The sequence below is a fragment of the Gordonia rubripertincta genome, assembly GCF_038024875.1.
GTDB classification, from domain to species: domain Bacteria; phylum Actinomycetota; class Actinomycetes; order Mycobacteriales; family Mycobacteriaceae; genus Gordonia; species Gordonia rubripertincta.
Genome location: NZ_CP136136.1, coordinates 990,597 through 1,016,465 on the forward strand (window position 1 = coordinate 990,597; position 25,869 = coordinate 1,016,465).

Consider the following 25,869-nt stretch of genomic DNA (forward strand, 5'->3'; position numbering starts at 1 on the left):
TGTCGCCACTCGGCCCCGGCATCCACGGCCGGTGGTGTAATTCGAGGGGGCGGGACGAGCAGAGGAGGCATCGGTGACCGACTTCGACGCGGACTCATGGGCCGCGCGCTTCACGCTGCTCAGCGACCCGACGCGACTGCGACTCGTCGCCGAGATGCACGCCCATCCGGGCTCGACGGTCGCCGAGCTCGCCGCCTCGATCGGCATCACCGAGAACGCCGCCTCGCAGTCGATCCGGGCACTCCGCGACCAGGGGTGGGTTCGGTCGGAGAAGGTCGGCCGGAGCGTCCACTACGAGGTCGTCGGCGACGCGATCGTGCATCGCATCCTCCACGACATCATCGGAGTTGGCCACATCTCCGCAGGTCAAGAACACGATCACGCACACCCGTGACAACGGATTAGAACACGTTCTAATCTAGTCGCGTGGATGTCTCCTACGATGCGACCAAACGGGAACTGACGACCGACCAGGGCACCCTGCGCTACCACGAGGCCGGTGACGCCGATGCGCCGCCGCTGATCCTCCTGCACGGGTCCGGGCCCGGGGTGACCGGTTGGCGCAACTACCGCGGCAACCTCGGCCACTTCGCGCAGACCCACCACTGCTATGTGATCGAGTTCCCCGGCTTCGGCGTCAGCGACGCGGTCGAGGGTCACCCGGTCCTCACCGCCGGCGGCTCGGTCATCCGGTTCATGGATGCGCTCGGCATCGACAAGGCCCCGATGATCGGCAACTCGATGGGCGGCGTCGTCGGCGTCAACCTGGCGATCAAGAAACCCGATCGGGTCGAGAAGCTCGTCACCATCGGTGGCGTCGGCCCGAACGTATTCAGCCCGAGCCCCAGCGAGGGCCTGCGACTCCTGCAGGAGTTCACCGACGCCCCCGACAAGGACAAGCTCGTCCGCTGGCTGAACTCGATGGTCTTCGACCGTTCCCTCGTCACCGAGGAACTCATCGAAGAGCGCTGGGAAGCCGCCATCAACCCCGACGCTCAGAAGACCGCCCAGATGATGTACGGCTCGGCGGCTTTCGAGATGCAGCAGCAATTCATGGCCGCCTCCGACACTCCTCCCTACTGGGCGTCGATGCACAAGGTCGCCTGCCCAACCCTCCTCACCTGGGGCCGCGACGACCGCGTCAGCCCGCCCGACATGGCGATGGTCCCCATGCGCCTCATCCCCGACGCCGAACTGCACATCTTCCCGAAGTGCGGTCACTGGGTGATGATCGAGGCGAAGGAGGCCTTCGAGGCGACGGTCACCTCCTTCCTGACCCGCTGACCATTCGTTCCCGCGGCGCCGTTCCCTTCCGGCCGGCCCGTTTCGCGGGAACGGCGTGGGCCTCCCGCCGCCGAGGCTCACCCCTTCCGCGACCACAGCAGGTATCCGTACGCCAGCGCGAAGATCCCCGGCCCGACCCGCACGAGGTGGTTCCGCGACACCTCGTCGTCGAGATCTTGATCAGTGAGACCGGCAAGCAGCGCATCCTCGCGTGCGATCAGGCCCGTCCGGTCTGTCGTGATGGGAGTCATGCGTACTTTGACGCATCGCGGCGTCGAACGGTTCCGCCACATCCGTTGCTGCGGGCACTCGCAAATGCAGGTCGCCTGCTCGACGCCCACCCGGCGCCGTCGGGGGACTGAGTTTCGCTCACGACATCCGTTCGCGATCATCCAGAAACTGTGAGCGCGAACGGAATACGTGATCGCGCGCTCCGCAGGGAACCGCGCTCCGGTTTCCCGCGTCGAATCTGCATGTCTTCATTCCCCACCGACCGATACGGGCTCGTCCATCGCGACGCAGCCCTTCATGCCGGGTTCTCCGACGAACAACTGGCGAGCGCAGTCGAGCGCGGAGACCTCGTCCGAGTCCACCCCGGCGTCTGGGTCACGTCTTCAGGCCGACCGCACGGGCCGGACGCGGCCGAGAGTCTGCATCGCCTGCGCGCACTGGCGGTCGCCACGTCGGGTCCGGCCCGCGCCCATCCGCTCAGCCACGTCTCCGCCGCTGCCGTTCACGGACTCTCGATGCTGCATCCCGATCTGAATGTCGTGCATGTCACCACGGGCCGGCCCTACGGCGGGTCCATCCGAAGACAACGCCACCTCCACGCCGCGCCTCTCGAACCCGAGGAGATCACCGAGGTCGACGGTGTCCGAGTGACATCCGTCGAACGTACCGCGGTCGACGTCGCGTGCATGGGCACGTTTGCACAAGCGATCGTCGTCTTCGACGCCGCCCTCCGACGCGGTGCCGATCCCGACGTCCTGGCCGACACGCTGTCTCGACGCAGACGAACCAGCGCTCGAAATGCCAAGCGCGCACTACCTCTCGCCGACGGTAAGGCCGAGAGTGTCGGCGAATCCTGGAGCCGTGCCCAGATCATCGATGCGGGTCTCCCGATCCCTACGCTGCAGCGCGAGTTCATCATCGACGGGCAGAGGTACCGCAGCGACTTCGACTGGGACGGACTGCTCATCGGAGAGTTCGACGGCCTGCACAAGTACGGTCGCCTGCGGCGCACAGACGAAACAGCCACGGACGTCGTCGTTCGTGAGAAGCTGCGCGAGGATCGCCTCCGGGCCGAAGGTCTCACCGTCACGCGCTGGACCTGGGCCACTCTCGAGCGCCGACAGTTGGTACCGCTTCTCCGTCCGCAGCTGGAGAAGCTCGGCCTAGTCGCAGCCTAATCGCGATCACCGATTCCGTTCGCGCTCACCGTTGAAGGGTGAGCGCGAACGGAAACAGTGATCGCGACAAGAAGGGCCCCGACCGGAACGAATCCGGCCGGGGCCCTTGATGTCTGCTGGCTACCCAGCGAGAGCCTTACTTCGCAGCGAGGTTCTCGTTGGTCAGCTTGGTGACACCCTGCTCGGCCTTCTCGACGAGCGAGGCCGGCGGCTCGAAGTGCTTGCCGTACTTGCCGGCGAGCTCCTTGGCACGCGCGACGAAGCCGGGCACGCCACCCTCGTAACCGTTGATGTACTGGATGACACCACCGGTCCATGCCGGGAAGCCGATGCCGAAGATCGAACCGATGTTGGCGTCCTCGACGGAGGTGAGCACACCCTCGTCGAAGCACTTGACGGTCTCGAGGGACTCGGCGAAGAGCATGCGCTCCTTCATGTCCTCGAGCGGGATCTCCGTGGTACCCGACTTGAACTGCTCACGCAGGCCCGGCCAGAGCTGGGTGCGCTTGCCGTTCTCGTCGTAGTCGTAGAAGCCCTTGCCGTCCTTCTTGGCGGTGCGGCCGTTCTCGACCATCCAATCGACGACGGCGTTCGAGCCGTGCTGCGGAACTTCCTTGCCCGCGGCCTTGAGCGCTGCCTCGGTCTCCTTGCGGATCTTCTGCGGCAGAGTCAGGGTCAGCTCGTCCATGAGCTGCAGCGGTGCGGCCGGGTAACCGGCCTGGGTGCCCGCATGCTCGATGAACGCCGGCTCGACGCCCTCGCCGACGGCCGCGATGGCCTCGTTGATGAAGGTGCCGATGACGCGGCTGGTGAAGAAGCCACGGCTGTCGTTGACGACGATCGGGGTCTTGCGGATCTGCAAGGTGTAATCGATGACCTTGGCCAGCACGGCATCCGAGGTCTTCTCACCCTTGATGATCTCGACCAGCGGCATCTTGTCGACCGGCGAGAAGAAGTGGATACCGATGAAGTCCTCGGACCGCTTCACACCCTCGGCGAGGATGGTGATCGGCAGGGTCGAGGTGTTGGAACCGAGGATGGCGTCAGGCTCGACGATGTCTTCGATCTCCTGGAACACCTTGTGCTTCACCTCGACCGACTCGAAGGCGGCCTCGATGACGAGGTCGACACCCTTGAAGTCCTGGGGGTCGACGGTCGGGTGGATGCGGGCGAGGAGCGCGTCGCTCTTCTCCTGCGTGGTCTTGCCCTTGGCGAGAGCCTTCTCCTCGAGCTTCTCGGAGTAACCCTTACCGCGCTTGGCTGCTTCGAGGTCGATGTCCTTGAGGACGACCTCGATGCCGGCCTTGGCCGAGACGTACGCGATGGCCGCGCCCATCATGCCGGCGCCGATGACGCCGACCTTCTTGGCGGTGTACTTGTCGTAGCCCTCGGGGCGCGAGCCGCCACCGTTGATGTGCTGCAGGTCGAAGAAGAACGCCTTGATCATGTTCTGCGCGACCTGGCCGGTGACCAGCGAGACGAAGTAGCGGGTCTCGATGATGTCGGCGGTGTCGACGTCGACGTAGGCACCCTCGACGGCTGCGGCCAGGATGGCCCGCGGAGCCGGCATGTTGGCGCCCTTGATCTGCTTGCGCAGCAGGGCCGGCAGAGCCGGGAGGTTCGCGGCGAAGGCCGGGTTGGTGGGAGCACCGCCCGGGATCTTGTAGCCCTTGACGTCGAACGGCTGCTGGGCCTCGGGGTTCTCCTTGATCCATGCCTTGGCGGCGGGGATCAGTTCCTCGATGGAGCCGACGACCTCGTTGACCAGTCCGGTCTCCTTGGCCTTGGTCGGGTTGAAGCGCTGGCCCTGCAGCAGGACACCCATGAGGGCGTTCTGGATACCGAGCAGGCGGACGGTACGGACGACGCCGCCGCCACCGGGGAGCAGGCCGAGGGTGGCCTCGGGCAGACCGATCTGGACACCCTTGACGTCCGCGGCGATGCGGTAGTGGGTGTGCAGCGCGATCTCCAGGCCGCCACCGAGGGCGGCGCCGTTGATGGCCGCGACGACGGGCTTGCCCAGGGTCTCGAGACGACGCAGCACCTTCTTCATGGCGTTGGTGGTCTCGGTGATCTGGGTGGCGATCTCGGCCTTGGAGACGTTCGAGCGGTCGCTCGTCATGTCCTTGAGGTCGCCGCCGGCGAAGAAGGTCTTCTTCGCCGAGGTCAGGATGACACCGGTGATGTCGTCCTTCTCCGCCTCCAGGCGGTCGACGGTCGCAGCCATCGACTCCTGGTACAGCGCGTTCATGGTGTTGGCGCCCTGGTTGGGGTCGTCCATGGTCAGGATGACGACGCCGTCGGCGTCCTTCTCCCAGTTGATCATGTTGTCACTCATGGTGTTTCGCAGAGTTCTTTCTCGTGAAGTGGGAGCGGGTCGTCAGAGACGCTCGATGATGGTCGCGACGCCCATGCCGCCACCGATGCAGAGGGTGATCAGGCCGTAGCGGCCGCCGGTGCGCTCGAGCTCGTCGAGGCAGGTGCCGTAGATCATCGCGCCGGTCGCACCGAGCGGGTGACCCATGGCGATCGCGCCACCGTTCACGTTGACCTTCTCGTGCGGGATCTTCAGATCCTTCATCCACTTCATGACGACCGAGGCAAAGGCCTCGTTCAGCTCGAAGACGTCGATGTCGTCGACGGTCAGGCCGGCCTTCTTCAGCGCCAACTCGGTGGCCGGGGTCGGACCGGTCAGCATGATGGTGGGCTCGGAACCGACCTCGGCGAACGAGACGACGCGGGCGCGCGGGGTCAGGCCGTTGCGCTTGCCGGCCTCCTCGCTACCGACGAGCACGAGGCCCGAACCGTCGACGATGCCGGAGCTGTTGCCACCGGTGTGGACGTGGTTGATCTTCTCGACGCTCGGGTACTTCTGCAGCGCGACGTCGTCGAAGCCGGCCATGTCGGCGAGGGCGGCGAAGGCGGCCTTCAGCTTGCCGAGGCTCTCGACCGTCGAACCCGGACGACGGTGCTCGTCGTGGTCGAGGATGGTGACGCCGTTGAAGTCCTTGACCGGCACCACGGACTTGGTGAAGTAGCCGCTGGTCCAAGCCTTCTCGGCACGAGCCTGCGACTCGGCGGCGTAGGCGTCGACGTCCTCGCGCGAGAAGCCCTCGATGGTGGCGATCAGGTCGGCGCCGATGCCCTGCGGCACGATGTAGTGGTCGTACGCGGTGGCGGGGTCGGTGAAGAGTGCACCGCCGTCGCTGCCCATCGGGACGCGCGACATCGACTCGACACCACCGGCGAGAACCAGGTCGTCGAAACCGGAGGCGACCTTGGCGGCCGCGAGGTTGGTGGCTTCCAGGCCCGAGGCGCAGAAGCGGTTGATCTGGGGTGCCCGGGACGGTCTCCGGGAGGCCGCTGTTGAGGGCGGCGGTACGTGCGATGACCGCGCCCTGCTCGCCGACCGGCGAGACGACACCGAGGATGACGTCGTTGACGTCGGCGGGATCGAGGCCGCCGTGGCGGGCCAGAACCTCGTCGATCAGACCCGAGACCAGGTCGACCGGCTTGACGCTGTGCAGCGCACCGCCGCGCTGCTTGCCACGAGGCGTGCGGATCGCCTCGTAGATGAATGCTTGATCAGGCACGAAAGTGTTCCTTTCACACGAACCACCAGTTGGTTACTCCCCGAGGCTAACGCGGAATCACTTATTTGGCTATACCCCATGGTCAACGGGTCTAGATTTGCTGTGAATGTGCGCTATGGTCTGTTCACCATGCCTGACCGAAAAACGACCCGGACCAAGGGCGCCGACCGCAAGCGACAGCTCGTCGACTCTGCGGCGACGCTCTTCGTCCAGCGCGGTTACTCACAGGTGTCGGTAGCCGACATCGCCCGCGCCGCCGGGGTCACCGCACCCTCGGTATACAGGCATTTCGACGACAAACAGTCACTTCTCGAGCAGGCCGTCCTCGCCGGCGTCGACGACCTCGAAGCGTGTACCGCTCGAGCACTCCGCGACGGAAACGACGCCGCGACGCTGATCTCGACGGTGTGCGCGCTCGCGGTCCAGCGCCCGCAGACGGCGTCGCTCTGGCGCTGGACGAGCAACTACCTGACCGTCGAGCAGAACAAGCAGGTCGCGCTCCGCACCCGTGAGGTGATCGGGCAGTGGGCGGCGGCGATCCTGACCGACCGCGACGACCTGACCGAGCGCGAGGCGGTCCAGTTGGCGTGGGCGATACTGAGTGTCAGCGGCAGTTTGACCGTCCATCACACGCGAATGTCGAGCGCCCGCGCCCAGGAGGAGATCGAAAAGCTGGTCCGCCGCCTGCTGACCCTGAGTCCGGCGACCGCACCGACCCTCGACACCGCACCGGTCATAACCGGTGTCACACGGTCGCGTCGCGACGAGATCCTCGACGCCGCGGCCGCCCTGTTCGCCGACCGCGGCTACTCCGATGTCGGCGTCGACGAGATCGGACGGGCCGTCGGAATCGCCGGACCCAGTGTGTACAAACACTTTCCGTCGAAGATGGCGATCCTGGTAGCCATCGGTTATCGCAGCGGCGCGCGCCTCGACGCCGGAGTGATGGCGGCGTACGGCGCAACCGACGACCCGGCGAAGCTCCTGGCGGCACTCGTCGACTCTTATGTCGACGTCATCACCAGCACGCCCGACCTCTCGGTCAGCTTCAACAACTCGTCCGTGCTCGCCGGGCAACCCGGCGCCACCGACCTCCTCGACATCCAGCGGCGCTACGTCGCCCGCTGGATCGATCTGCTCGTCGAGGTGGATCCTTCGCTCAAGCGCGACCAGGGCGCGGTTGCCGTACACGCGGCGCTGTCGGTCGTCAACGACGCCGTGCGGATGCGCCGAGGAGCGCAGAGCCCGCAGTTCGCCGCTCGGATGGCCTATCTGATGAAGGGCGTGCTGGCGATCTGACTGCCCTGGCGCCGTTGCGCTCCCCAACGGCCCGGCAGTGCGAGACACTTTCTGCATGCCGGAAGACGCCCCCTCTCTCACCGCCGACGATGCCAACGAACCCCGCTACACGCGCAACGAACTGATCGCCGAGCTCGGCATCGAATCGGATTTCGCGGAGAAAGCGTGGAACGCTTTCGGTTTCGTGCGACGCTCGACCAGCGACAAGGTCGCCTCCGAGAGTGACGTCGCCGCGCTCCGCATGTTCGCCGCGTCGTCGGCGGCGATGCCGGAGTCGACTCAGATCGCGATGGCACGAGCGATCGGCCAGACCATGTCGCGTCTGGCCGACTGGCAGGCCGACCAACTTCGCGAGATCGCCGACGACCCCGACATCCCCTGGTCCCTCGACCAGATGAGTGCCGCGCTGGGCCAGGTCCAGCAGCTCATCTGGCGACGCCACATGGCACTGGCGTTGGAACGCCACGCTGATCACTCCGCGGATGAACAGTTCGATCTGATCGTCGGATTCGCCGACATCGTCGGGTACACGAGCCTCTCGCGCCGTATCGATCTGGCCGACCTCGAAGCTCTTCTCGGGTCTTTCGAGGACGACACCTTCGACGTCGTCGTCGATCATGGCGGTCGCGTGGTCAAGACTCTCGGCGACGCGGTGATGTTCACGTTCGAGGATGCTCATGCCGCGGCGGCGGCAGCGATCCGAATCCACGAACTGTCCGAGAACGACCATCTGCCGCCGCTCCGCGTCGGACTCGCGCGCGGTCCGGTGTTGACACGTCTCGGCGACGTCTTCGGCGAAACCGTCAACATCGCCTCCCGGCTGGCGAGTTCGGCCCGGCCCGGCACCACTCTCATCGATGACACCATCGCCGACGAGATCAGCGCCGACGACCGGTTCTACCTCAAATCGATGCCTTCCCTGCGAGTCCGGGGATACAAGCACCTCAAGGCGCGCGTGCTTGAAAGCCATCGCGACGGCCCGCTCAACGACTGACCGGCAGACTTCGGCTCGACCGGCAGACTTCGATCGAGGTCTGTGTGTCGAGTTGAGGTTCGGCGGTCGCCTGTGGACGTCGTTTCGCATGGCCCCCTCGCCGCGAACACTATGCTGTCTCGACGAGGAAAGAGGACAGCTTGGACCGAGGGCGATCGGACGACTGGCGAAGCAGGCGCCGCTACACCGGACGGCACCGCGGAGTCGACACCCGCACACCGCAGGAGAAGCGGGCGGGGCGTCGCGACCGGGCGCGCCAGGAATTCGTCGGCCAGATCGAGGAGCGTGTGAAGCTCTGGCTGGAATGCTCGCCGTCGTTCATCGGGTTCGTGCTCGGGGTCTTCGCCGGCGTCAGCATGTGGGGTTGAGGAGAGAGGATTGCAGAGTGAGATGACCGAAGACACGACCACCAGCCGCTGGCGCCGGCCGACGACGTACCTCACCGGCCGGTTCTCGATGCTCGTCACCTATCCGGTCCTCAGCTTCGCCGGCGGGTTACTCGTCGCCTACCTGACGGTCCGGTGATGGCGGAGGATCCCTACACCGGTCCGTACATCGTGCGCGGCAAACGCCGCTACAAGCCACGGCACCTCTCCAATTACACTCCGCGGGACTCGTCGTACGTACTTGCCCATGTCTGGGAACCGCTGAAGTACCGGCTCATCGCCACGCCGTCGATCGCCGCGTTCTTCGCGGGACTGGTCGTCGGCCAGAGACTGTTCTCCTAGCCTGCGACTCTCAGACCTCATTTTGGCGCTGCGACTTCAATCGAAGTCGCAACATCGAAATGAAGTCTGGCAGTCACCGCTCGGCGACCGCACTGATGCGTACCTCGCTCGCCTTGACCACGAGCACGACCTCGAGCCCGGCGACCAACCCCAGATCGGCAACAGCCGCCCAGGTGACCTCGGCGGACACGACCTGATCACCGACGTCGGTGTTCACCAGCGCGTGGTCACCGCGTGGCACCACGTCGCGGACGGTAGCCCGCAGCGTCGTTCGCGGACTGCCGTGTGGCTCTTCGAGATACACCGCGACCGCGCGCGGGGAGAAAGTCGCCGCAGCGGGCGCACCTCCGACAAGGCCACCGGCCGGCACGTCCTCCCCCACCAACCCGACGACCTGGTTACCGGTTGCATCAACCACTGCCGACGCCCCAGCGACACGCCCCACGAACAGGTTGAGCCCCGACAGCGACGCGCTGAACCTCGACCCCGGATTCGTCAACACCTCACGCGTGGAACCGGATTCGACGATCCTCCCCTGGTCCAGGACGACGATCTCCTCGGCAAGCCCCAGGGCGTCCACCGGATCATGAGTGACCATGATCGTGGTGCGGCCGTGATCGACGAGCAGACCTCGGAGCAGCGCGCGCAGCCGAGCTTGCCACGTCGACGTCCAGCGCGCGGAACGGCTCGTCCAGCAACAGAATCCGCGGTTCGGCAGCTAGCGCCCGAGCGATCGCGACGCGTTGAGCCTGGCCGCCGGACAACTCGTCGGGCTTACGGTCGGCCAACTCGACGACCTCCGTCGCGGCCAGCCACCGCTCGACCCGGTCACGAACCTCGGCGCGCGACAACCGCTGCGCCGACGGCGCGAACGCCACGTTCTCGGCGACCGTCAGATGCGGAAACAATCGCGCATCCTGCGACAGCAGCGAGACGCCGCGTCGATGGGGCGGGACGAAAACCCGGCGATCGCGAAACACGTCACCCCCCAGAGCGATTCGTGAAGCACCGTCCCCACGCAGCAGCCCCGCGATCATCCGCAGCATCGTCGACTTTCCCGCACCGTTGGGGCCGACTACCGCGGTGGTCCGGCCGGCGGCAAACCGATGCTCCACGGTCAACGGCGGCACCGCCTGGTCGATGAAGACCACCAGGTCCTCACCACTCACAGCGCACCCGCCCCGGCCCGGCGCCGCCGACTGTGCACGCCCACCACGACGACCAATGAGATCACCACCAGGACAAGCGACAAGGGGATCGCGGCCTGCGGGTCGTCGATCGCCGAAACATAGATGGCCAGCGGTGCGGTCTGCGTGATGCCAGGCGCGTTGCCGGCGAAGGTGATCGTCGCACCGAACTCGCCGAGTGCGCGTGCGAAAGCGAGCACCACACCGGCGAGCAGCGACGGCGCCACCAGCGGCAGCGTGACCCGCCACAACGTCCGGGTCGGACCCGCACCGAGTGTCGCAGCCACCTCCTCGTACCTCGTACCCACCACGCGCACAGCACCTTCGACACTGATCACCAGGAACGGGAGCGCGACGAAGGTCTGTGCCAGCACCACCGCCGTGACCGTGAAGGCGATGTCGATCCCGGCGTCGTGCAGATGTTCTCCCACGATCCCGAGCCGACCGAACGTGTACAGCAGGGCCAGGCCGCCGACCACCGGCGGCAGGACGAGCGGCAGCAGAACCAGCGATCGCACCACCCGTACGACCACCCCGTCATGACGCGCGAAGATCACCGCCATCGGCACACCGATCAGCAGGCAGCAGACCGTGCTGATCATCGCGGTGACCAACGAGAGCCGCAGCGCATCAAGCGAAGACGGCGACGTCACCTGCTCCACGAAGGTGCCCCAGGGCGACCGGAACAGCAACGCCAACGGCGGCAGGACGATCAACAGCACACCGAGCGCGGCCAGCCCGTACGTCCAAACCGGTAAGCCCGTCGGATCACGACGAGCGAGTCCCGCACGCATGGTCATGGAGCCCCGAAACCGGCGTCGCGCAGGATGCGCTGACCGGTCTCGCCGAGAACGAGATCCACGAACTGCGAACCCAGCTCTCTGTGATCGGCACCGTCGACCGTCGCGATCGGGTACGCGTTGACCACCTCCGAGAACGCCGGATCGGCCACCATGGCCACCTGGTCACCGGCTGCGCGGGCGTCGGTCACATACACGACCCCGGCGTCGGCCTGCCCGGTCGTGACCTTGGTGAGCACGGCGCTCACCGACTGTTCCTGCGACACCGCGTCGACAGTGATGCCCGTGTTCTTCTCCACGACGTCGGTCGCGGCTCCACACGGTTGAGCGGACTGACACACCACTGCAGTCACGCCGGGCTTCGCGAGATCCGCGAAAGAGCCGATACCCAAGGGGTTTCCGCGCGCGGTGACGATCACCAGGGTGTTGGTCGCGAAGATCTTCGGGTCGACGGCGAGTCTGCCGAGTTTCGCCATGCTCTTCTCGTCTGCGCTTGCGAAGACATCGGCGGGCGCCCCCTGCCGAATCTGGTTGGCGAGGGTCGACGAACCGTCGAAGGACAGGCGCACATCGACGCCGGGATGCTGCTTCTCGAAATCCTCCGCGATCGCGGTGAAGGCCTTCTTCAGCGACGCCGCCGCAGAGACGTCGAGAGTCGACCCATCCTCCGAACCCGTATCCGCCGAGCAGCCCGCAACGAGGAGCAGCACGGCTACCACCAGAGCGACCGCCGACCTCCTCATCGGTCGCCCCGCGTCGTCTCGACGATGACATTCGTCGACTTCACGATCGCGGTGGCGACCGATCCCGGCGCCAGCTCCAACTCACGCGCCGACTGCGCACTCATCAGCGAGGTCACCTCGAACGGCCCGCACTGCAGCGTCACCTGCGCCATGACGCCGTCCATCAGCACTTCGGTGACGAGACCGGTGAAACGGTTACGGGCCGACCGCGAAACGGGCGCCCCGTCATCGGGGGCGACCGCACGCTCCCGTGCCAGCTCCGCGAGACGGGCACCGTCGACCATCGCCACCGGGCCGTCCTCGGACAGTTCGAGCACCCCGGACGCGACCCATCGACGGATGGTGTCGTCACTGACGCCGAGCAGAGTAGCGGCATCCTTGATCCGTATCGCGGTCACGACGACACTCTATCCGCATCTGCGTTCCTTATCGCGTCTATACTCCGCAGATGCGAACGCCAGCGTCTTCTTGACTTCAAGCTGGCTTGAGGTCCTAGCGTCTACGTCACAGCGATCGTCGGAGTTCGGGCCGCAGGACCGATGAGTTATGAGGGCGCCCGCGGTCTGTCATCTCGAGGAACACCGGAGTCCCCTGACGTGCCCTGAGTTGTCACCCATGTACACCCGGAGACACCAGAAAATCGTTCGCCCCTGTCACACCCCATAGATACCGTGGAGAGTTATGAACTCAGTCTCAGTTCCCGCCGCCGCGCCCGGCGATGTCGCGACGTCCGATGTTGCCATCGAGGCCATCGACCTGGTCAAACGCTTCGGCGATTTCACCGCGGTCGACGGTGTCAGCTTCACGGTCCCGCGCGGGTCCGTGCTCGGTCTACTCGGCCCCAACGGCGCCGGCAAGACCACCACTGTCCGGATGATGACCACCCTGTCGCCGCCGACGAGTGGGACCGCCCGCATCGCCGGCTACGACGTGATCGAGCAACCCGGCATGGTCCGCCAGAACATGGGCCTCACCGGCCAGGCGGCCACCGTCGACGAGATCCTCACCGGTCGTGAGAACCTGCGCATGATCGGTGGCCTCTACGGCATCGGCCGCAAGACCCTGACCCGTCGCTCCGACGAACTCCTGGAGCAGTTCTCCCTCACCGAAGCGGGGAACAAACCGGTCAAGTCGTACTCCGGCGGTATGCGCCGCCGACTCGACCTCGCGGTCAGCCTGCTCGCATCGCCACCCGTGTTGTTCCTCGACGAGCCGACCACCGGCCTCGACCCGCGGAGCCGCTCGGAACTGTGGGATGTCCTGCGTGACCTCGTGTCCGACGGGACCACTCTCCTGCTGACGACCCAGTACCTCGAAGAGGCCGACCAGCTCGCCGACGACATCGTCGTCATCGACAAAGGCAAGATCATCGCCCACGGCACACCGCTGCAGCTCAAGGAGCAGGCCGGTTCGGCCAGCCTGGTGCTGACCGTTTCCCGCGGTGAAGATCTCCCGGCGGCCGAGGCGCTGCTGCGCAAGAACGGTGCCGAGGTGTTCGTCGACGTCCCCGCACGCCGACTCACCACCGCCTCCGGCGGCCTCGGCGACCTCCCCCGCGTCGCCGCCTGGTTCGACGAAAGCGGGATCGCCGTCGACGATTTCGGCCTCGCACGCCCGAGCCTCGACGACGTCTTCCTGTCCCTCACCGGCCACCGCGCCGAGGACACCACCAACACCACCGACGAGGAGACCGCCTGATGACCACCACTGCCGAGAAAGACGCGGTGGTCGCGAACACGTCGCGCGTCCATCCGACCACCCTGTGGCAACAGTCCTGGATCATGGTCAAGCGCAACATGATCCACACCAGACGCATGCCGGAGATGCTCTCCGATGTCACGATCCAGCCGATCATGTTCGTGGTCTTGTTCGCGTATGTGTTCGGAGCGTCGATCCAGACCGACAGCGCGTCCTACAAAGAGTTCCTGCTGCCGGGCATCATGGGGCAGACGATCGTGTTCACGGCGTTCATCGTGGCGTCGGGAATCACTGCCGATCTCGAGAAGGGCATCATCGACCGGTTCCGGTCGCTACCCATCCGACGGTCGTCAGTGCTGATCGGCCGGAGCATCGCGAGTGTCATGCACAGTTCCATCGGAATCGTGGTGATGTCGCTGACCGGTCTCGCGATCGGATGGCGTATCCGCGGGTCGTTCGTCGAAGCCGTTCTCGCGTACGGCCTGCTACTCCTGTTCGGTTTCGCGATGATCTGGTTCGGCATTCTCATCGGCTCATGGCTGCGCACCGTGGAGGCGGTGAACGGCTTCATGTTCTCGACGCTGTTCCCGATCACGTTCCTGTCGAACGCCTTCGTCCCGACCGACCCGATGCCCACCTGGCTGCGGACGATCGCCGAATGGAACCCGATGTCATCACTCGTCCAGGCATTGCGTGTCCTGTGGGGCAACGGTCCGGAGTTCGGTCCGGGTTCGGCACTGCCGCTCCAGCATCCGGTGATCTCGACCATCATCTGGGCGGTCGCGCTGACCCTGATCTTCGCACCGTTCGCCCTGCGCGCCTACAACAAGCGGACCATCGACTGAACCGCCAGGACATCGAGGGGACTACAGCGGCCCGTTCAGGCAGTCAGGGTGATTGCCTGCAGCGGGTCGCTGTAGATCGCGTCCAGGGAGACCGCACCCGCGGCCTGCTGCTGCACCGTGGCTCCCGAATGTGACACTCGCACATCACGCTTGGCGACGATCGAGGTCTCACGAACCGCACGGGCCACCGTGGGCAGGGTGGTCGGGTAGTCGGTGAACGCCTGACCGCCGAGGATGATGTGGTCCGGGTTGAAGATGTCGGCGATGAGGCCGACCGTGCGGCCGAGCACCTCGGCGCGCTCCTCGAAGAGGGCGCGCGCGGTGGCATCGCCCGTACGGGCGAGGCCGTGCAGACCTTCGACGTCGGTCACCGAAAGTTCCAGCGCCTGAGCGGCTTCGACGATGCCGGTGTCGCTGACCGCCGGCTCGAGTCGACCCGTGCGGTGCGGGTCGAGCAGTGTGGTGGCACCGGTCGGAAAGTGTCCGATGACCGGAGGTCCCGCGGTCGGGGTGTGCACGGTTCCGCCGACACTGAAAGCGATGCCCAGCATCTCGCGGGCGTAGAAGTACAGGAAGCTCGACTGCTCGTCGTCGGGGTTCAGGACCAACTCGGCGGCTGCCATCGCCTCGACGTGCGAGGCGACGGACACCGGCAGTCCGACCGCCTCGGCGATGACCCGTCCGACGGGCGCGCCTTCCCAGCCGAGGCGGGGATGATCGACGATGCCGCCCTCGGCGACACGGCCGCCGAGTGCGACGCCGACCCAGAGCACGCGCTTCCCGTTCCAGCGCTCGGCGAAGCGGCGAGCGCTCACACCGATCGCGGCGAGGGTTTCCTCGGGGGTGTCGGCCTCCGGGGTCGGGATCTGGATCGCACCGACCACGCGGTGGAGCAGGTCGTGGGTGGTGATCGAGGTGACCTTGTAGCCGATGTGAATACCGAGGGTGAGGAACTCGGCGAGGTTGACCTCGAAGGGCAGGCGCGGGCGTCCGATGGCTCCAGACGGGGCCAGGTCGGCGCGTTCGCGGATCAGACCGGCCTTCAGCAGGGCACTGACCTGGCGGTTGACCGTCGAAATACTCAGACCGGTGCGCTCGGCGGCATCGTCGCGGAACAGCGGGCCGGCCAGTCGCGCGGCCCGGAGGACGAGCGCGGCCGGCTTGTTCGACAGCTCGAGGCGCGGCGTCGAGACGTGCACCCGCTGGTCCCCCCTGTTCAAGCCGCGTCGGTCCGCGGCCGATCCCGGGACCCGGGGCGACAGCACCGACGAAGGTACGGATGACAACGGTACTGGCTGGTGATGGCCCTGCGGTCCGCGGCGCACCGGACGCGATGCAGGTCGGCGGGTCAACGGCGTGGGTGCGGTGCGCAGGGTACGGCCGGAGATCTCAGGAAGAATTGCGGTCATGATGTCCTCGTCGAAAATCCCCGCGCTCTACACGGCGGGGCAGGGTGGCTGAAGTGCTCGGGAAAAGAGACTTGGAGCGACACCCCGGAACGAGGCGTCGGCTCAGCGCATTCGACGACAACAACAGAGAACGCGAGCGAGCGGCAGACGGCAGCCCAGAGCGGTGGTCACATAGGTGACCTCCGACAGGTTGCGGTCGACACTCGTCATGCCGATCAAACTAGCAACGGCCACCCCGACGCGGCAAGCCCGTTCCTCCAGGTAATGGAGCTTTCAGACCCGGACGGCACACGCGTTCACCGGCGAACTCCACCCGCCCGCCGGCGTTCGCCGGGTTGCACTCACCGTGATTCCAAATCCGCACCCAGCACCGACCCGGTCCGCGTCCCGTCCGGACCAGGTTCGGGGAGCTTGGGTCTTCCGAGTCGAGTATGTCGGTGGCCAACGGTAAATTGTGACCATGACCACAACCGCGGGTGAGTCCGTCCACGACGCCGATTTCCTCGGGATCGCCGAACCGTTCCGTCGCGAGATCATCGCCCACTGCTACCGGATGATGGGCTCCCACCACGACGCGGAGGACCTCGCCCAGGAGACGTTCCTGCGCGCGTGGCGCGGCTACGCCAAATTCGACCACCGCTCCTCGGTGCGGACCTGGCTGCACAAGATCGCGACCAACACCTGCCTCACGGCACTACAGAGCTCACAGCGTCGCCCGCTTCCGTCCGGGCTCGGTGGCGACGCCTTCGACCCCACCGACGACCTGCTCCAGAACCACGAGGTGCCGTGGCTGGAGCCGTATGCCGGCACCGTCGACGAGATCACCCCCGGCGACGACGCCGACCCGGCCTTCGTCGTGGGCGCACGGGAATCGGTGCGACTGGCGTTCATCGCCGCCTTGCAGCACCTGCCGGAACGGCAGCGTGCGGTGCTGATCCTGCGCGACGTCCTGCAGTGGCGGGCCGCCGAGGTCGCCGACACCATCGGCGTCACCACCGCGACCGTCAACAGTCTTCTGCAGCGCGCCCGAGAGCAGCTCAAGACCGCCCGGCCCCAGGCGGAGTCTTCGAGTTCGGACCCGTCGGTCCTCGACGACGACGCCAAGCGGGAACTGCTCGCCCGGTATGTGTCGGCCTTCGAGCGCTACGACGTCGATGCGATCGCCGCGATGTTCACCGACAAGGCGATCTGGGAGATGCCGCCGTTCACCGGTTGGTACCAGGGCCCGGAGGCCATCGGGACCCTCATCCGCAAGAACTGCCCGGCAGAGAAGGCCGGCGACCAGATCCTGCTGCCCACGGTCGCCAACGGGCAACCGGCGTTCGGGCTGTACATGCGCGAACCAGACGGGGTTCATCGGCCGTTCCAGCTCCAGGTCCTCGACATCGATCCGGTGACGAGGAAGGTCGGGCACGTGGTGGCCTTCTTCAGCGACACCATGGAGGAGGACTTCGCCAGGTTCGGGCTCCCCGCCACCCCGTACGACGCACCCACACGGACCGCGCCCGGCCCCTGGCACTGAGATCGGCGACCCGTCAGCCCTCGGAGTTCTGTGGCAGTTGGGAGGCGTCCATCCAGACCACCTCCCAGGCGTGATCGTCCGGATCGCAGAAACTGCAGCAATACATGAACCCGAGGTCCTCGGGTTCACGCAGCGGTGTGCCACCGGCTGACAATGCAGCGCTCACGAGGTGGTCGGCGTGCTCCCGGCTGTCGGCGGAGAACGAGACGAGTGCCTCACGCCCCTGTGCGGGCTCGGCGATGCTCCCGGCCGCGAACACCTCGAAGCGTCGGCGCTGCATCAGAATCACCATCGCGGCGTCGTTGATCGGCATACACACGGTGGCCGGGTCGCAGAACATCTCGTCGAATCGAAAACCCAGCGCGCCGAAGAACCGTCGTGACCGCGCGACGTCGGCGACCGGCAGATTGACGAAGAGCATCGATGCCACGGGCGGCCTCCAGTCGAGATCGGGTCTCTGCCCCACCTGTCCGGACGCCTCCGAATCGCCGGCCGGGAGAGGGCCTCACCCGATACAGACCAGCCCGCGCAAGGGAACTCATCGGCGTCTAATAGTGTGCACTCATGGGCGTCATCTATCTTGTGCGGCACGGTCAGGCTAATGCGTTGGCGTACGGCGTATCCGATGCCACGGACGACCTCCGGAACGGGCCCGGCGGACTCACCGCGACCGGTGACACCCAGGCCGCGGTGTCGGGTGCATTCCTCTCCGGTCAGATCGGCGGATTCACCGCCGCAGTGAGTGGCGACCTGCCCCGGCAGAGCCAGACGCTCAACGGCGTCCTCGGCGCGTTCGAAGCGCGCCCGGACACGCAGGTGGATCCCGGCTGGAACGAGTACTCGCTCCCCGCACTCGTGGGACACGCGTCGCCGGAAATGTACCGCGACGGGCGCAACTACCAGCAACAATTGGACAAGGGGCTCGCCGCGTGGATCGCCGTAGGTGAACACGACCCCGAGCCTGGGCCCGACGGTGGGCCCACCGAGAGCTACCCGCAGTTCCAGGCACGTGTGCGCGACGCCGCGGCACGAGCGACAGAGATGGCCGGATCAGGTCAGACGGTTCTGGTGGTCTCCTCCGCGGGCACCATCACGCAGTGGATCGCCCAACTCTGGGGCATCTCGGACGACCAGTGGCCGAAGATGGCGCGCTCGATGGTCAACGCCTCTATCACCAAGCTGATCGTGGGCCGGCAGGGTGTGACCGTCGTGTCGTTCAACGAACACGGTCACCTCTCCGACCGCGAGGGCGGAATCTCGACCTTCCGCTGAGAAGACCGGCGGCGCAGCGGGTCTCCGATACGACCCTCGGGCAACCCCTCGGACCTGCTCGGCCAGCGGGTTACCACCGGCCGAGTAGCGACAGAGGAGCGTACCGAGGCGGCCCCGCTACGCCCGATGCAGATTGGTGCCCGGGCGGGTGAGCACAACGTTCGGGAGCACCGCGTACCGCGACAGCTGTGTGACCGAATGTGCGACGACGGCGACGTCGGCGGCGGTGATCATCTCTTCGGCAGCGAGCTTGTCCTTGAGCCAATCTGTCATGTCGGTGTTGACGTAACCCGGCGCGATTGTCGTCGCGCTGACGCCGTTCTCCGACTCCTCGAGGTTGAACGTCTCGCACAGGGAGATGAGCGCCGCCTTGGTCGCACCGTAGGCGGCGAGTTCTGGCTCCGGGTAGACACCGGTGATCGACACCACCGCAATCACTTTCGCCGCTCCGTTGGTTTCCGCGGTTGCCCGCAGCGTCGGCAGCACCGACTGCAGCAGGATGTACGGCGCCCGCACGTTGACCTCGTAGAGCCGGTCGAATCGCTTGACCGGCATCTCAGCCACCGCACCCTTGGACCCCATGCCCGCGTTGATGATCAACGCATCGCAGCGCCCGAAGGCGTCGGCGTGGGCGGTCCCGAGTGCGGTGATCGCGTCGGCGTCGGTCATGTCGGCCGGGACGACCTCCACCCGGCCCGCGCCGCGCTCACGGAGCTCGACCGCCTTCTTTTCCAATGCCTCCCGGCCCCGGGCACTGATCGTCAGGTCCCAGCCGTCGGCCGCGAACTTCTCGGCGATCGCCGCCCCGATACCCCGGGACGCGCCGGTGACCAGCGCGACCCTGGTGTTCGACACTTCACTCATGCACTTGCCCCCCGTGTTTCTTCTCTGTCGGATGTGTCGGGTCAGCTGAGGTGACGCAGGCCGGCGGCGATGAAGGCCGCAGTGGCCTCACCCGCGCGCTCGGCCCCGTCACCCGACGACGCACCCGAGAGCGCACGGTAGGTGATGCCCTCGGCGATCACCCCGAGCTTCAGGTTGGCCAGGCCGAGGTAGAAGTCCCAGTCTCCGAGGTCGGAACCGGTTGCGGTGGCGTACTTCTGCGCGATCTCGTCGACGGAGGCGTAGCGGTCGCTGGTCCACGCCGCGGAGAAGCCGAGTACCTGATCGAAGACACCGGAGCGATAGACGCACATCAGCGCGACGTCGGTGATCGGGTCACCGAGGGTGGACATCTCCCAGTCCACGACGGCGGCGATCGTCGCCGGGTCGTTCGCGTCGACGATGGTGTTGTCGACACGGAAGTCTCCGTGCACCACCGATTCCCGGGCCTGTTCCGGAACCCGCTCGGACAGCGCCTCGACGAGCCGGTCGACGTCGGGCAGGTCGCGGGTCTTCACGTGACCCCACTGACGGGCCCACAACTTCACCTGTCGCGCAGCGAATCCGGCGGGACGGCCGAACTCGCCGAGGCCGACCGCCTGGTAATCGACGGCGTGCAGGTCGGCAAGGGTCCGGACGAGGCCGTCGAGGTTTGCGGCCACCTCGTCGTCGGAGTACGCGGCGAGATCCTCGGCCGTGCGCACCACCCGACCGTCGACGAATTCGACGACGGTGCAGGGTGCCCCGATGATCGATCCGTCGGCGTCGAAGGCGACCGTCTTGGCGACCGGCACCGAGGTCGACTGCAGCGCACTGGTGACGGCCCACTCGCGACCCATGTCATGCGCGGACGGGGTGAGACCGCCGGTCGGTGGGCGACGCGCCACCCACGAGGTCACGCCGTCGGTCACGGTGTAGGTGAGGTTCGACTTGCCACCGCTGATGAGTTCGATGGAGAGGTCACCGGCGAGTTCGACACCGTTGTCCATGAGGAGCCGACGGAGCTTGTCCGCCTCGAGGGCTGATCCGGCCCCGGTCATTTCGCACCCGTCGCGGCCTGTGCCTTCTTCGCGCGGCCGATGGCGCGGCGAGCGATGGCCCAGCGGTGGACCTCGGAAGGTCCGTCGTAGACACGGAACGGGCGGAGCTCCTGCGCCAGGCGTGCGATCGGCAGATCGGCGGAGACACCGAGACCGCCGCACATCTGGATGCTGCGGTCGGCGACCCGCGAATACGCCTCACCGGCAAAGGTCTTGGCGATCGAGGTCTCGTCGGAGGCGTGGTTGCCCAGGTCCAGTTCGTGACATGCCTTGAGCAGCAATGCACGCGCGGCCGCCAGGTCGATCTCGTTGTCGGCGATCATCTGCTGGATCATGCCGAGGTCGCCGAGGCGACCACCGAATCCCTCACGGCGCGAGACGTAGTCGACGGCGACGTCATGGCAGCGTTTCGCTGCGCCGAGCCAGCGCATGACGTGGGTCATGCGGGCTGGACCGAGGCGGACCTGAGCGTAGCGGTAGCCCTCGTCGACCTCGCCCAGGATGTCCTCGTCGGGGACGAAGACGTCGTCGAAGGTGACCTCGCAGTGTCCGCCGATCATCGCCTTGTCGATGGTGTTGATGTGGCGGCCCACGGTGATGCCCGCGGTGCCGGCCGGAGCCAGAAACATCGTGGCGCCGCCGCGATCGCCCGGCGACCCCGCGGTGCGGGCCATGATGATGAAGAAGCCCGCGCCCTCGGCACCGGTGATGAAGTGCTTCTGGCCGTTGATCTTCCAGCCGCCGTCGACGCGGACCGCCTGCGTGCGCAGCGCATTGGGGTCTGAACCCGCACCCGGTGCCGGTTCGGTCATCGCGAAGGCCGAACGGACCTCACCCGTGGCGAGCGGAGCGAGGTACTTGTGTCGCTGCTCCTCGCTGGCGATGCGCTCGAGCATGTGGATGTTGCCCTCGTCGGGCGCACCGATGTGCAGCGCGACGGGACCGAAGGTGGAGTAGCCGGCAGCCTCGAAAACCGGTGCGCGGTCGGCCATGTCCAGTCCCAGACCGCCGAACTCGACCGGCGCGTGCGGTGCGAAGATGCCCTCGGCCTTGGCCTTTGCGTTCATTTCGCGACGAAGATCGTCGCCACCGGCCGCGGTGATGTCGCCACCGTGCGCGTCCTCGAGCGGCAGCACGTAGTCGCGGACGAAGCGTTCGGTCTTCTCGACCAGCTCGACCACGGCAGGATCGTGGCGCAGGTCTATGGGCATCGTGACTCCTTTGGCTGGACCGACGGGAAACTCACCCCGACGCCGACCGAGCGATCGTTCGGCCGTCCATACCTTGCCAGGCGATGCGGTCCCGGTCAAGGCGGACCGGATGAAATCCGTGCCCTCAGTTGGTGCGGTAACCGACCAGGGCGCGGGCGAGCTGGAGGTTTCGTGAGATCAGTTCGTCCGGCCCCAGCAGACCGTCCAGCTTGAACCAGGTCGAGACCCCGACACACATCGTCGCCACCGCCCGGGCCGCATCCTTCGGATACTCGGTGGTGAAGTCGCCCGCCTCCACACCGGCGAAGACGATCTCGTCGACCATCCGCTGCTGACGGTCGCGGTGGCCGATGTACCTCGGCCGGTAGTCGTCGTCGAGGCTCCGGATCTCGGTGGAACCGACGAAGGCCTGCTCGCGCCGGTACATGTGGAACCGCAGCAGCGACTCGACGACCGCATCGAACTGCTTCACCGGTTCCGGGCCGGCTTCGAGGATCGCCGCCTCCGAGCGGGCCAGCAGGTCGGTCATCGTGCGTTCGAGCAGGCCCTGCAGCAGCGACTGCTTCGACGGGTAATGGTGGTACAGCCCCGGTACCGAGAGGTTCGCCCGCGCGGCGATCTCACGCACCGACGTGCCGTGGTAACCCTGCTCGGCGAACGCTTCGAGGGCTGCGGCCAACGGGATCGGCAGCCCGGGCTCGCCGTAGTCACGCCAGGCGCCGAGAGGTTGCTTCGCCGGTCGTACGTCGGTTTCACCGGTTCCGCTGCTCATGGGATCGACCATATCTGCCTACGGAGCACTACTCACCATCGGCGCTGCCGTGGGACAGGCTCTTCTCCAGGATCTCCGCTGGGGACACGAGCAACGCGATGCTCAGGTCGACGACGTCGGACTTGGACAGCTCGACGTCGCCCTCGAGCCACGCCGCGAGCAGGCGACTCAGCCCTCCGACCTGATAGTGCGCCACGCCGGTGGCCTGGGCGGGGCCGACGTGGACGTCGAGAACCGACGAGGCGCTCTGGAGCGTCAGGCCGGCGAACAGTGCGGTCGACTCCATCCGCTTCGCCGCGATCACCGGGCTGAGCAGGGCCTGCGAGAATAGGAGACGGCCCTTGCGTCGATCCTGGTCGATGAGGTCGACGATCGCGGCGACCGCTCCCGACACCTTGGTGCGCATGGTCGCGCCCTCGGAGAATGCCGCGAGACCCGAGTGGGCGATCTCCTCGATGACCTCGTCGTACACCACTTCGACGAGCTGATCGACCGACTCGAAGCTCTCGTAGAAGTACCGTGCGGTCAGTCCGGCCCGCCGGCAGACACCGCGCACCGTAACCGCTTCCGCGTCATCGGCTCCGAGCAGGTCGAGGGCTGCGTCGATGAGCGACGCGCGGCGTCGAGCGACCCGGGTGTCACCGCCCTCGCCGCCGTAGGCGCGCAGGGAAGCCGCGGAATCCGACGCAGCAGTGCCGGACCCGTCGTCCGGGTTCGAAGGTCCTCTTCCCATGGTTCCTATCTTGACACCCCGGCGAGATCATGTTTTATAAAACGGGAAACACACGTTTCCTAAATCCGACCAGGAGGGGTTCGATGGCAACGGAGCCTATCACCAGTGGAAGCTCGGCCCTCTCGCCGCAGACGCCGGACGATGTGACCGCCGAGGTCGCCGAATTCCTCACCGCCGACCGGCCGGATACCGAGTTCCTGCCGTCGACCGCACGCGTCTCCCGCGCCGAACTCGACGCCCTCCCGTCCGCGGAGGATCTCGATCCACTCGGCATCGGTGTCATCGCCGGCGCGGCGAACGTCATCATGCAGCTGAGCCTGCCCGCGGTGGGGTACGGCGTCTATGAGAGCCGCGTCGACTCGGGCAATCTCTTCAAGCATCCGCTCAAGCGGGGTCGCACCACGCTGAGCTACCTCGCGGTCGCGGGTCTGGGCAGCGCCAAGGATCGCAAGGCCTACCGCAAGGCGATCGGCAAGGCCCACGCGCAGGTCCGCTCGACCGCCGACAGCCCGGTGAAGTACAACGCCTTCGACCCCAAGCTGCAGCTCTGGGTCGCGGCCTGTCTGTACCGCGGCACCGAGGACGTCCATCGGATCTTCGGCGGGATGACCGAGGTGACCGATGAGTTCTACCAGGCCGGCGCCGTCCTGGGCACCACGCTGCAGGTTCCGCGCGAGGCCTGGCCGGCCGACCGCGAGGCCTTCGAGGAGTACTGGAACTCCACCGTCGAGACCCTCGAGATCGACCCGGTCATCCGCGGGTACCTGCTGCAGATCGCCCGCGCCGAGTTCCTGGGGCCGGTCGTCGCCAAGCTGCTGGGCTGGTACTTCGAGATCCTTGCGATCGGATTCCTACCGGAGGACTTCCGACGCAAGATGGACGTCCGCCTGTCCCCGTGGCAGGAACTGTTCTTCGCCAAGCACAACGCGGTCCTGCGGGCGATCATCACCCGCGCACCCAGGCCGGTCCGCAGTTTCCCGTTCAACCTGCTGCTCGCCGACGTCCGCTGGCGGATGCGCACCGGTCGTCCCCTGGTCTGAGCTCCCTGTCCCGGTTGGGGGAAGCCCGTCCCGCTCATCTCGAGCGGGACGGGCTTTTCGGTTCGGACCGCTTTTCGATTCAGACCCTCCGCAACGCCTCGCGACCGAGAGCGGTGACATCGGTGTGGCCGGCCAGGCCGAGCGTGAGGTCGAGTTCGGCGATGATGTCGGCCACCGCATCCCGGGCGCCGTCGGCACCGGCGAGCGCCAGCCCGTACATGTGCGGCCGGCCGATACAAGCGGCGTCGGCGCCGAGCGCCAGTGCCTTGAACACGTCCGACCCGGTGTAGATCCCGGAGTCGACGAGCACCTTGATCCGACCGTCGACCGCGGGTGCGATCTCGTCGAGGGCGTCGATGGTGCTGATCGCGCCGTCGATCTGGCGTCCGCCGTGGTTGGACACGATGATCCCGTCGACCCCGGCGTCGACGGCGCGACGGGCGTCGTCGGGATGCAGCACACCCTTGAGGACGATCGGCAACGATGTGCGGTCGCGCAGACCGGCGAGGTCGTCCCAGCTCAGCGACGGACGCGAGTAGATGTCGAGGAAGGTCTGCACCGCGGCCCGCGGTTGGGCCGAGGTGAGGTTCGCGAGAAAGCGTCCGGGTGCGTTACGGGTGATCGAGATCAGGGTCGCGATGGCCCCGAGTGAGATCTCCGGCCGCTCCTCGGCAGCGGTGCGCAAGCGGTCGGCGACGATGTCGACGAAGCGCCGGTCGGAGGTGTACTGCGCTATCCCCTCGCCCCGCGCGAACGGCAGCGATCCCAGGTTCAGATCCTGCGGCCGCCAGCCGAGCATGGTGGTGTCGAGGGTGACGACCACCGCATCGGCCCCGATGGCCGCCGCACGGGCGAGCAGACTGTCGACCAGGTCGTCGTCGGTGGACCAGTACAGCTGGAACCAGCGGGGGGCTCCCGGCGTCACGCCGTCCATCTCGGCCGCCACCGTCTCCATCGGCACACTCGCCTGGTTCGAGAAGATGTAGGGCACACCGAGTTCCGCGGCAGCGTGACCGATCAGACGGTCCGCTTCGCGCGCGGCGAGCGAGCCGGCGCCCACGGGCGCGAACAGGACCGGCGCCGGGATGCGACGTCCGAACAGTTCCACCTCGAGGTTCCGCGTGGAGACGTCGCGGAGTATCCGCGGCACGATCGCCCAGCGGTCCAGGGCCTGCCGGTTGGCCGTCATGGTGCGGCCCTCGCCGGCGCCGCCACCGATGTACGCCCACGCCCGAGCCGACATCGACCGCTTGGCGCGACGTTCAAGTTCCGCGAAATCCGTTGGCACGCGCGGCTTTCGACGATGGACACCAGCGGTGTAGATGTCGTTCTGCCGCGCCCGCCCGTATCCCGTGGTCATGGGAGCCGATCGTAACGTCGGCATCGCCGGACCCGGGGAGGATTCCCG

The 25,869-nt window shown here is 66.8% G+C and carries 26 protein-coding genes and 2 pseudogenes; 13 read left to right on the top strand and 15 right to left on the bottom strand.

Annotated features, from left to right (window positions below; translation table 11 throughout):
- Positions 1-73: 73 nt before the first annotated feature.
- A complete protein-coding gene (locus tag RVF83_RS04400; RefSeq protein WP_005196417.1) occupies positions 74-394 on the top strand; it encodes an ArsR/SmtB family transcription factor in 321 nt (106 codons plus the stop codon).
- Positions 395-426: 32 nt separating this feature from the next.
- Complete coding sequence (locus RVF83_RS04405) at positions 427-1,284, top strand: alpha/beta fold hydrolase (RefSeq protein WP_005196414.1); 858 nt, start codon at positions 427-429, stop codon at positions 1,282-1,284.
- Positions 1,285-1,361: 77 nt separating this feature from the next.
- Here RVF83_RS04405 and RVF83_RS04410 read toward each other — a convergent pair whose 3' ends face one another.
- Positions 1,362-1,535: a type IV toxin-antitoxin system AbiEi family antitoxin domain-containing protein gene (locus RVF83_RS04410; protein WP_005196413.1), complete on the bottom strand. Its 174-nt coding sequence runs from the start codon at positions 1,533-1,535 to the stop codon at positions 1,362-1,364.
- A gap of 222 nt (positions 1,536-1,757) precedes the next feature.
- On the opposite strand from RVF83_RS04410, the gene RVF83_RS04415 reads away from it, so the two are divergent.
- Positions 1,758-2,693 (top strand): type IV toxin-antitoxin system AbiEi family antitoxin domain-containing protein, encoded by a 936-nt coding sequence (locus RVF83_RS04415; protein WP_039880148.1) that lies wholly within the window; start codon positions 1,758-1,760, stop codon positions 2,691-2,693.
- Between the two features lie 136 nt (positions 2,694-2,829).
- Here the strand turns inward: RVF83_RS04415 and RVF83_RS04420 are convergent, their stop codons facing one another.
- Together RVF83_RS04420 and RVF83_RS04425 are read right to left on the bottom strand one after the other, a co-directional pair.
- A complete protein-coding gene (locus tag RVF83_RS04420) occupies positions 2,830-5,031 on the bottom strand; it encodes a 3-hydroxyacyl-CoA dehydrogenase NAD-binding domain-containing protein (RefSeq protein WP_005196409.1) in 2,202 nt (733 codons plus the stop codon).
- A gap of 42 nt (positions 5,032-5,073) precedes the next feature.
- A pseudogene (locus tag RVF83_RS04425) lies at positions 5,074-6,286 on the bottom strand (acetyl-CoA C-acetyltransferase).
- A gap of 78 nt (positions 6,287-6,364) precedes the next feature.
- On the opposite strand from RVF83_RS04425, the gene RVF83_RS04430 reads away from it, so the two are divergent.
- The 5 genes from RVF83_RS04430 (at position 6,365) to RVF83_RS04450 (ending at position 9,307) form a co-directional block, all read left to right on the top strand.
- Positions 6,365-7,585: a TetR/AcrR family transcriptional regulator gene (locus RVF83_RS04430; protein WP_005196397.1), complete on the top strand. Its 1,221-nt coding sequence runs from the start codon at positions 6,365-6,367 to the stop codon at positions 7,583-7,585.
- A 55-nt stretch (positions 7,586-7,640) separates the two neighbouring features.
- Positions 7,641-8,579: an adenylate/guanylate cyclase domain-containing protein gene (locus tag RVF83_RS04435; protein ID WP_039880147.1), complete on the top strand. Its 939-nt coding sequence runs from the start codon at positions 7,641-7,643 to the stop codon at positions 8,577-8,579.
- Between the two features lie 140 nt (positions 8,580-8,719).
- On the top strand, positions 8,720-8,947 hold the full coding sequence (locus tag RVF83_RS04440) for a hypothetical protein (RefSeq protein WP_005196395.1): 228 nt from the start codon (positions 8,720-8,722) through the stop codon (positions 8,945-8,947).
- Between the two features lie 22 nt (positions 8,948-8,969).
- Positions 8,970-9,104: a hypothetical protein gene (locus RVF83_RS04445; protein WP_255220647.1), complete on the top strand. Its 135-nt coding sequence runs from the start codon at positions 8,970-8,972 to the stop codon at positions 9,102-9,104.
- Positions 9,104-9,307: a hypothetical protein gene (locus tag RVF83_RS04450; protein ID WP_005196394.1), complete on the top strand. Its 204-nt coding sequence runs from the start codon at positions 9,104-9,106 to the stop codon at positions 9,305-9,307. Before RVF83_RS04445 ends, RVF83_RS04450 begins: the two co-directional genes overlap by 1 nt.
- Positions 9,308-9,380: 73 nt before the next feature.
- On the opposite strand, the pseudogene RVF83_RS04455 reads toward RVF83_RS04450, so the two are convergent.
- The 4 genes and pseudogenes from RVF83_RS04455 to RVF83_RS04470 form a co-directional block, all read right to left on the bottom strand.
- Positions 9,381-10,476: pseudogene (locus tag RVF83_RS04455) on the bottom strand (sulfate/molybdate ABC transporter ATP-binding protein).
- On the bottom strand, positions 10,473-11,294 hold the full coding sequence (locus RVF83_RS04460; RefSeq protein WP_005196390.1) for an ABC transporter permease: 822 nt from the start codon (positions 11,292-11,294) through the stop codon (positions 10,473-10,475). Before RVF83_RS04460 ends, RVF83_RS04455 begins: the two are co-directional and overlap by 4 nt.
- The gene (gene modA, locus RVF83_RS04465; RefSeq protein ID WP_039880144.1) at positions 11,291-12,037 is read right to left on the bottom strand and encodes a molybdate ABC transporter substrate-binding protein; all 747 of its coding nucleotides are present in this window, start codon (positions 12,035-12,037) and stop codon (positions 11,291-11,293) included. The genes RVF83_RS04460 and modA overlap by 4 nt, the downstream gene beginning before the upstream one ends.
- Entirely contained in the window at positions 12,034-12,435 is a 402-nt protein-coding gene (locus RVF83_RS04470) for a TOBE domain-containing protein (protein ID WP_005196381.1), read from the bottom strand. The genes modA and RVF83_RS04470 overlap by 4 nt, the downstream gene beginning before the upstream one ends.
- Before the next feature lie 283 nt (positions 12,436-12,718).
- Between RVF83_RS04470 and RVF83_RS04475 the strand changes: the two genes are divergently transcribed.
- The gene (locus RVF83_RS04475; RefSeq protein ID WP_005196380.1) at positions 12,719-13,735 is read left to right on the top strand and encodes an ATP-binding cassette domain-containing protein; all 1,017 of its coding nucleotides are present in this window, start codon (positions 12,719-12,721) and stop codon (positions 13,733-13,735) included.
- Complete coding sequence (locus tag RVF83_RS04480) at positions 13,735-14,580, top strand: ABC transporter permease (protein ID WP_005196378.1); 846 nt, start codon at positions 13,735-13,737, stop codon at positions 14,578-14,580. Before RVF83_RS04475 ends, RVF83_RS04480 begins: the two co-directional genes overlap by 1 nt.
- Before the next feature lie 35 nt (positions 14,581-14,615).
- On the opposite strand, the gene RVF83_RS04485 is transcribed toward RVF83_RS04480, so the two are convergent.
- Positions 14,616-15,779: an ROK family transcriptional regulator gene (locus RVF83_RS04485; protein ID WP_005196377.1), complete on the bottom strand. Its 1,164-nt coding sequence runs from the start codon at positions 15,777-15,779 to the stop codon at positions 14,616-14,618.
- 670 nt (positions 15,780-16,449) lie between these two features.
- On the opposite strand from RVF83_RS04485, the gene RVF83_RS04490 reads away from it, so the two are divergent.
- Positions 16,450-17,511 carry a sigma-70 family RNA polymerase sigma factor gene (locus RVF83_RS04490; RefSeq protein ID WP_039880143.1) on the top strand — a complete coding sequence of 354 codons (1,062 nt, stop codon included), beginning with the start codon at positions 16,450-16,452 and terminating at the stop codon, positions 17,509-17,511.
- Between the two features lie 13 nt (positions 17,512-17,524).
- Here the strand turns inward: RVF83_RS04490 and RVF83_RS04495 are convergent, their stop codons facing one another.
- Positions 17,525-17,941 (bottom strand): VOC family protein, encoded by a 417-nt coding sequence (locus tag RVF83_RS04495; RefSeq protein WP_005196375.1) that lies wholly within the window; start codon positions 17,939-17,941, stop codon positions 17,525-17,527.
- A 134-nt stretch (positions 17,942-18,075) separates the two neighbouring features.
- Between RVF83_RS04495 and RVF83_RS04500 the strand changes: the two genes are divergently transcribed.
- Complete coding sequence (locus tag RVF83_RS04500; protein ID WP_005196374.1) at positions 18,076-18,783, top strand: histidine phosphatase family protein; 708 nt, start codon at positions 18,076-18,078, stop codon at positions 18,781-18,783.
- Between the two features lie 117 nt (positions 18,784-18,900).
- Here the strand turns inward: RVF83_RS04500 and RVF83_RS04505 are convergent, their stop codons facing one another.
- The 5 genes from RVF83_RS04505 to RVF83_RS04525 all read right to left on the bottom strand — a co-directional run bounded on the left by RVF83_RS04505 (position 18,901) and on the right by RVF83_RS04525 (position 23,421).
- Positions 18,901-19,647: an SDR family NAD(P)-dependent oxidoreductase gene (locus tag RVF83_RS04505; protein ID WP_168432662.1), complete on the bottom strand. Its 747-nt coding sequence runs from the start codon at positions 19,645-19,647 to the stop codon at positions 18,901-18,903.
- 41 nt (positions 19,648-19,688) lie between these two features.
- Entirely contained in the window at positions 19,689-20,705 is a 1,017-nt protein-coding gene (locus RVF83_RS04510; protein ID WP_005196537.1) for a phosphotransferase family protein, read from the bottom strand.
- Complete coding sequence (locus RVF83_RS04515) at positions 20,702-21,916, bottom strand: acyl-CoA dehydrogenase family protein (protein ID WP_005196539.1); 1,215 nt, start codon at positions 21,914-21,916, stop codon at positions 20,702-20,704. The genes RVF83_RS04510 and RVF83_RS04515 overlap by 4 nt, the downstream gene beginning before the upstream one ends.
- Before the next feature lie 124 nt (positions 21,917-22,040).
- A complete protein-coding gene (locus RVF83_RS04520) occupies positions 22,041-22,688 on the bottom strand; it encodes a TetR/AcrR family transcriptional regulator (protein ID WP_174351878.1) in 648 nt (215 codons plus the stop codon).
- Between the two features lie 28 nt (positions 22,689-22,716).
- On the bottom strand, positions 22,717-23,421 hold the full coding sequence (locus tag RVF83_RS04525) for a TetR/AcrR family transcriptional regulator (protein WP_005196550.1): 705 nt from the start codon (positions 23,419-23,421) through the stop codon (positions 22,717-22,719).
- Between the two features lie 83 nt (positions 23,422-23,504).
- Between RVF83_RS04525 and RVF83_RS04530 the strand changes: the two genes are divergently transcribed.
- Positions 23,505-24,461: an oxygenase MpaB family protein gene (locus tag RVF83_RS04530; protein ID WP_005196558.1), complete on the top strand. Its 957-nt coding sequence runs from the start codon at positions 23,505-23,507 to the stop codon at positions 24,459-24,461.
- Positions 24,462-24,540: 79 nt separating this feature from the next.
- Here the strand turns inward: RVF83_RS04530 and RVF83_RS04535 are convergent, their stop codons facing one another.
- On the bottom strand, positions 24,541-25,821 hold the full coding sequence (locus tag RVF83_RS04535; protein WP_005196560.1) for an alpha-hydroxy-acid oxidizing protein: 1,281 nt from the start codon (positions 25,819-25,821) through the stop codon (positions 24,541-24,543).
- Positions 25,822-25,869: the final 48 nt, after the last annotated feature.

What these genes read in the sequence shown, in the direction of transcription:
- RVF83_RS04480 (WP_005196378.1), top strand. Translation starts at nt 13,735, where the DNA reads ATGACCACCACTGCCGAGAAAGACGCGGTGGTCGCGAACACGTCGCGC.
- RVF83_RS04500 (WP_005196374.1), top strand. Translation starts at nt 18,076, where the DNA reads ATGGGCGTCATCTATCTTGTGCGGCACGGTCAGGCTAATGCGTTGGCG.
- RVF83_RS04530 (WP_005196558.1), top strand. Translation starts at nt 23,505, where the DNA reads ATGGCAACGGAGCCTATCACCAGTGGAAGCTCGGCCCTCTCGCCGCAG.
- RVF83_RS04525 (WP_005196550.1), bottom strand. Translation starts at nt 23,421, where the DNA reads ATGGGAAGAGGACCTTCGAACCCGGACGACGGGTCCGGCACTGCTGCG.
- RVF83_RS04505 (WP_168432662.1), bottom strand. Translation starts at nt 19,647, where the DNA reads ATGAGTGAAGTGTCGAACACCAGGGTCGCGCTGGTCACCGGCGCGTCC.
- RVF83_RS04515 (WP_005196539.1), bottom strand. Translation starts at nt 21,916, where the DNA reads ATGCCCATAGACCTGCGCCACGATCCTGCCGTGGTCGAGCTGGTCGAG.
- RVF83_RS04430 (WP_005196397.1), top strand. Translation starts at nt 6,365, where the DNA reads ATGGTCAACGGGTCTAGATTTGCTGTGAATGTGCGCTATGGTCTGTTC.
- RVF83_RS04410 (WP_005196413.1), bottom strand. Translation starts at nt 1,535, where the DNA reads ATGACTCCCATCACGACAGACCGGACGGGCCTGATCGCACGCGAGGAT.
- modA (WP_039880144.1), bottom strand. Translation starts at nt 12,037, where the DNA reads ATGAGGAGGTCGGCGGTCGCTCTGGTGGTAGCCGTGCTGCTCCTCGTT.
- RVF83_RS04520 (WP_174351878.1), bottom strand. Translation starts at nt 22,688, where the DNA reads ATGAGCAGCGGAACCGGTGAAACCGACGTACGACCGGCGAAGCAACCT.
- RVF83_RS04490 (WP_039880143.1), top strand. Translation starts at nt 16,450, where the DNA reads ATGACCACAACCGCGGGTGAGTCCGTCCACGACGCCGATTTCCTCGGG.
- RVF83_RS04535 (WP_005196560.1), bottom strand. Translation starts at nt 25,821, where the DNA reads ATGACCACGGGATACGGGCGGGCGCGGCAGAACGACATCTACACCGCT.
- RVF83_RS04460 (WP_005196390.1), bottom strand. Translation starts at nt 11,294, where the DNA reads ATGACCATGCGTGCGGGACTCGCTCGTCGTGATCCGACGGGCTTACCG.
- RVF83_RS04445 (WP_255220647.1), top strand. Translation starts at nt 8,970, where the DNA reads ATGACCGAAGACACGACCACCAGCCGCTGGCGCCGGCCGACGACGTAC.
- RVF83_RS04435 (WP_039880147.1), top strand. Translation starts at nt 7,641, where the DNA reads ATGCCGGAAGACGCCCCCTCTCTCACCGCCGACGATGCCAACGAACCC.
- RVF83_RS04415 (WP_039880148.1), top strand. Translation starts at nt 1,758, where the DNA reads ATGTCTTCATTCCCCACCGACCGATACGGGCTCGTCCATCGCGACGCA.
- RVF83_RS04510 (WP_005196537.1), bottom strand. Translation starts at nt 20,705, where the DNA reads ATGACCGGGGCCGGATCAGCCCTCGAGGCGGACAAGCTCCGTCGGCTC.
- RVF83_RS04420 (WP_005196409.1), bottom strand. Translation starts at nt 5,031, where the DNA reads ATGAGTGACAACATGATCAACTGGGAGAAGGACGCCGACGGCGTCGTC.
- RVF83_RS04475 (WP_005196380.1), top strand. Translation starts at nt 12,719, where the DNA reads ATGAACTCAGTCTCAGTTCCCGCCGCCGCGCCCGGCGATGTCGCGACG.
- RVF83_RS04450 (WP_005196394.1), top strand. Translation starts at nt 9,104, where the DNA reads ATGGCGGAGGATCCCTACACCGGTCCGTACATCGTGCGCGGCAAACGC.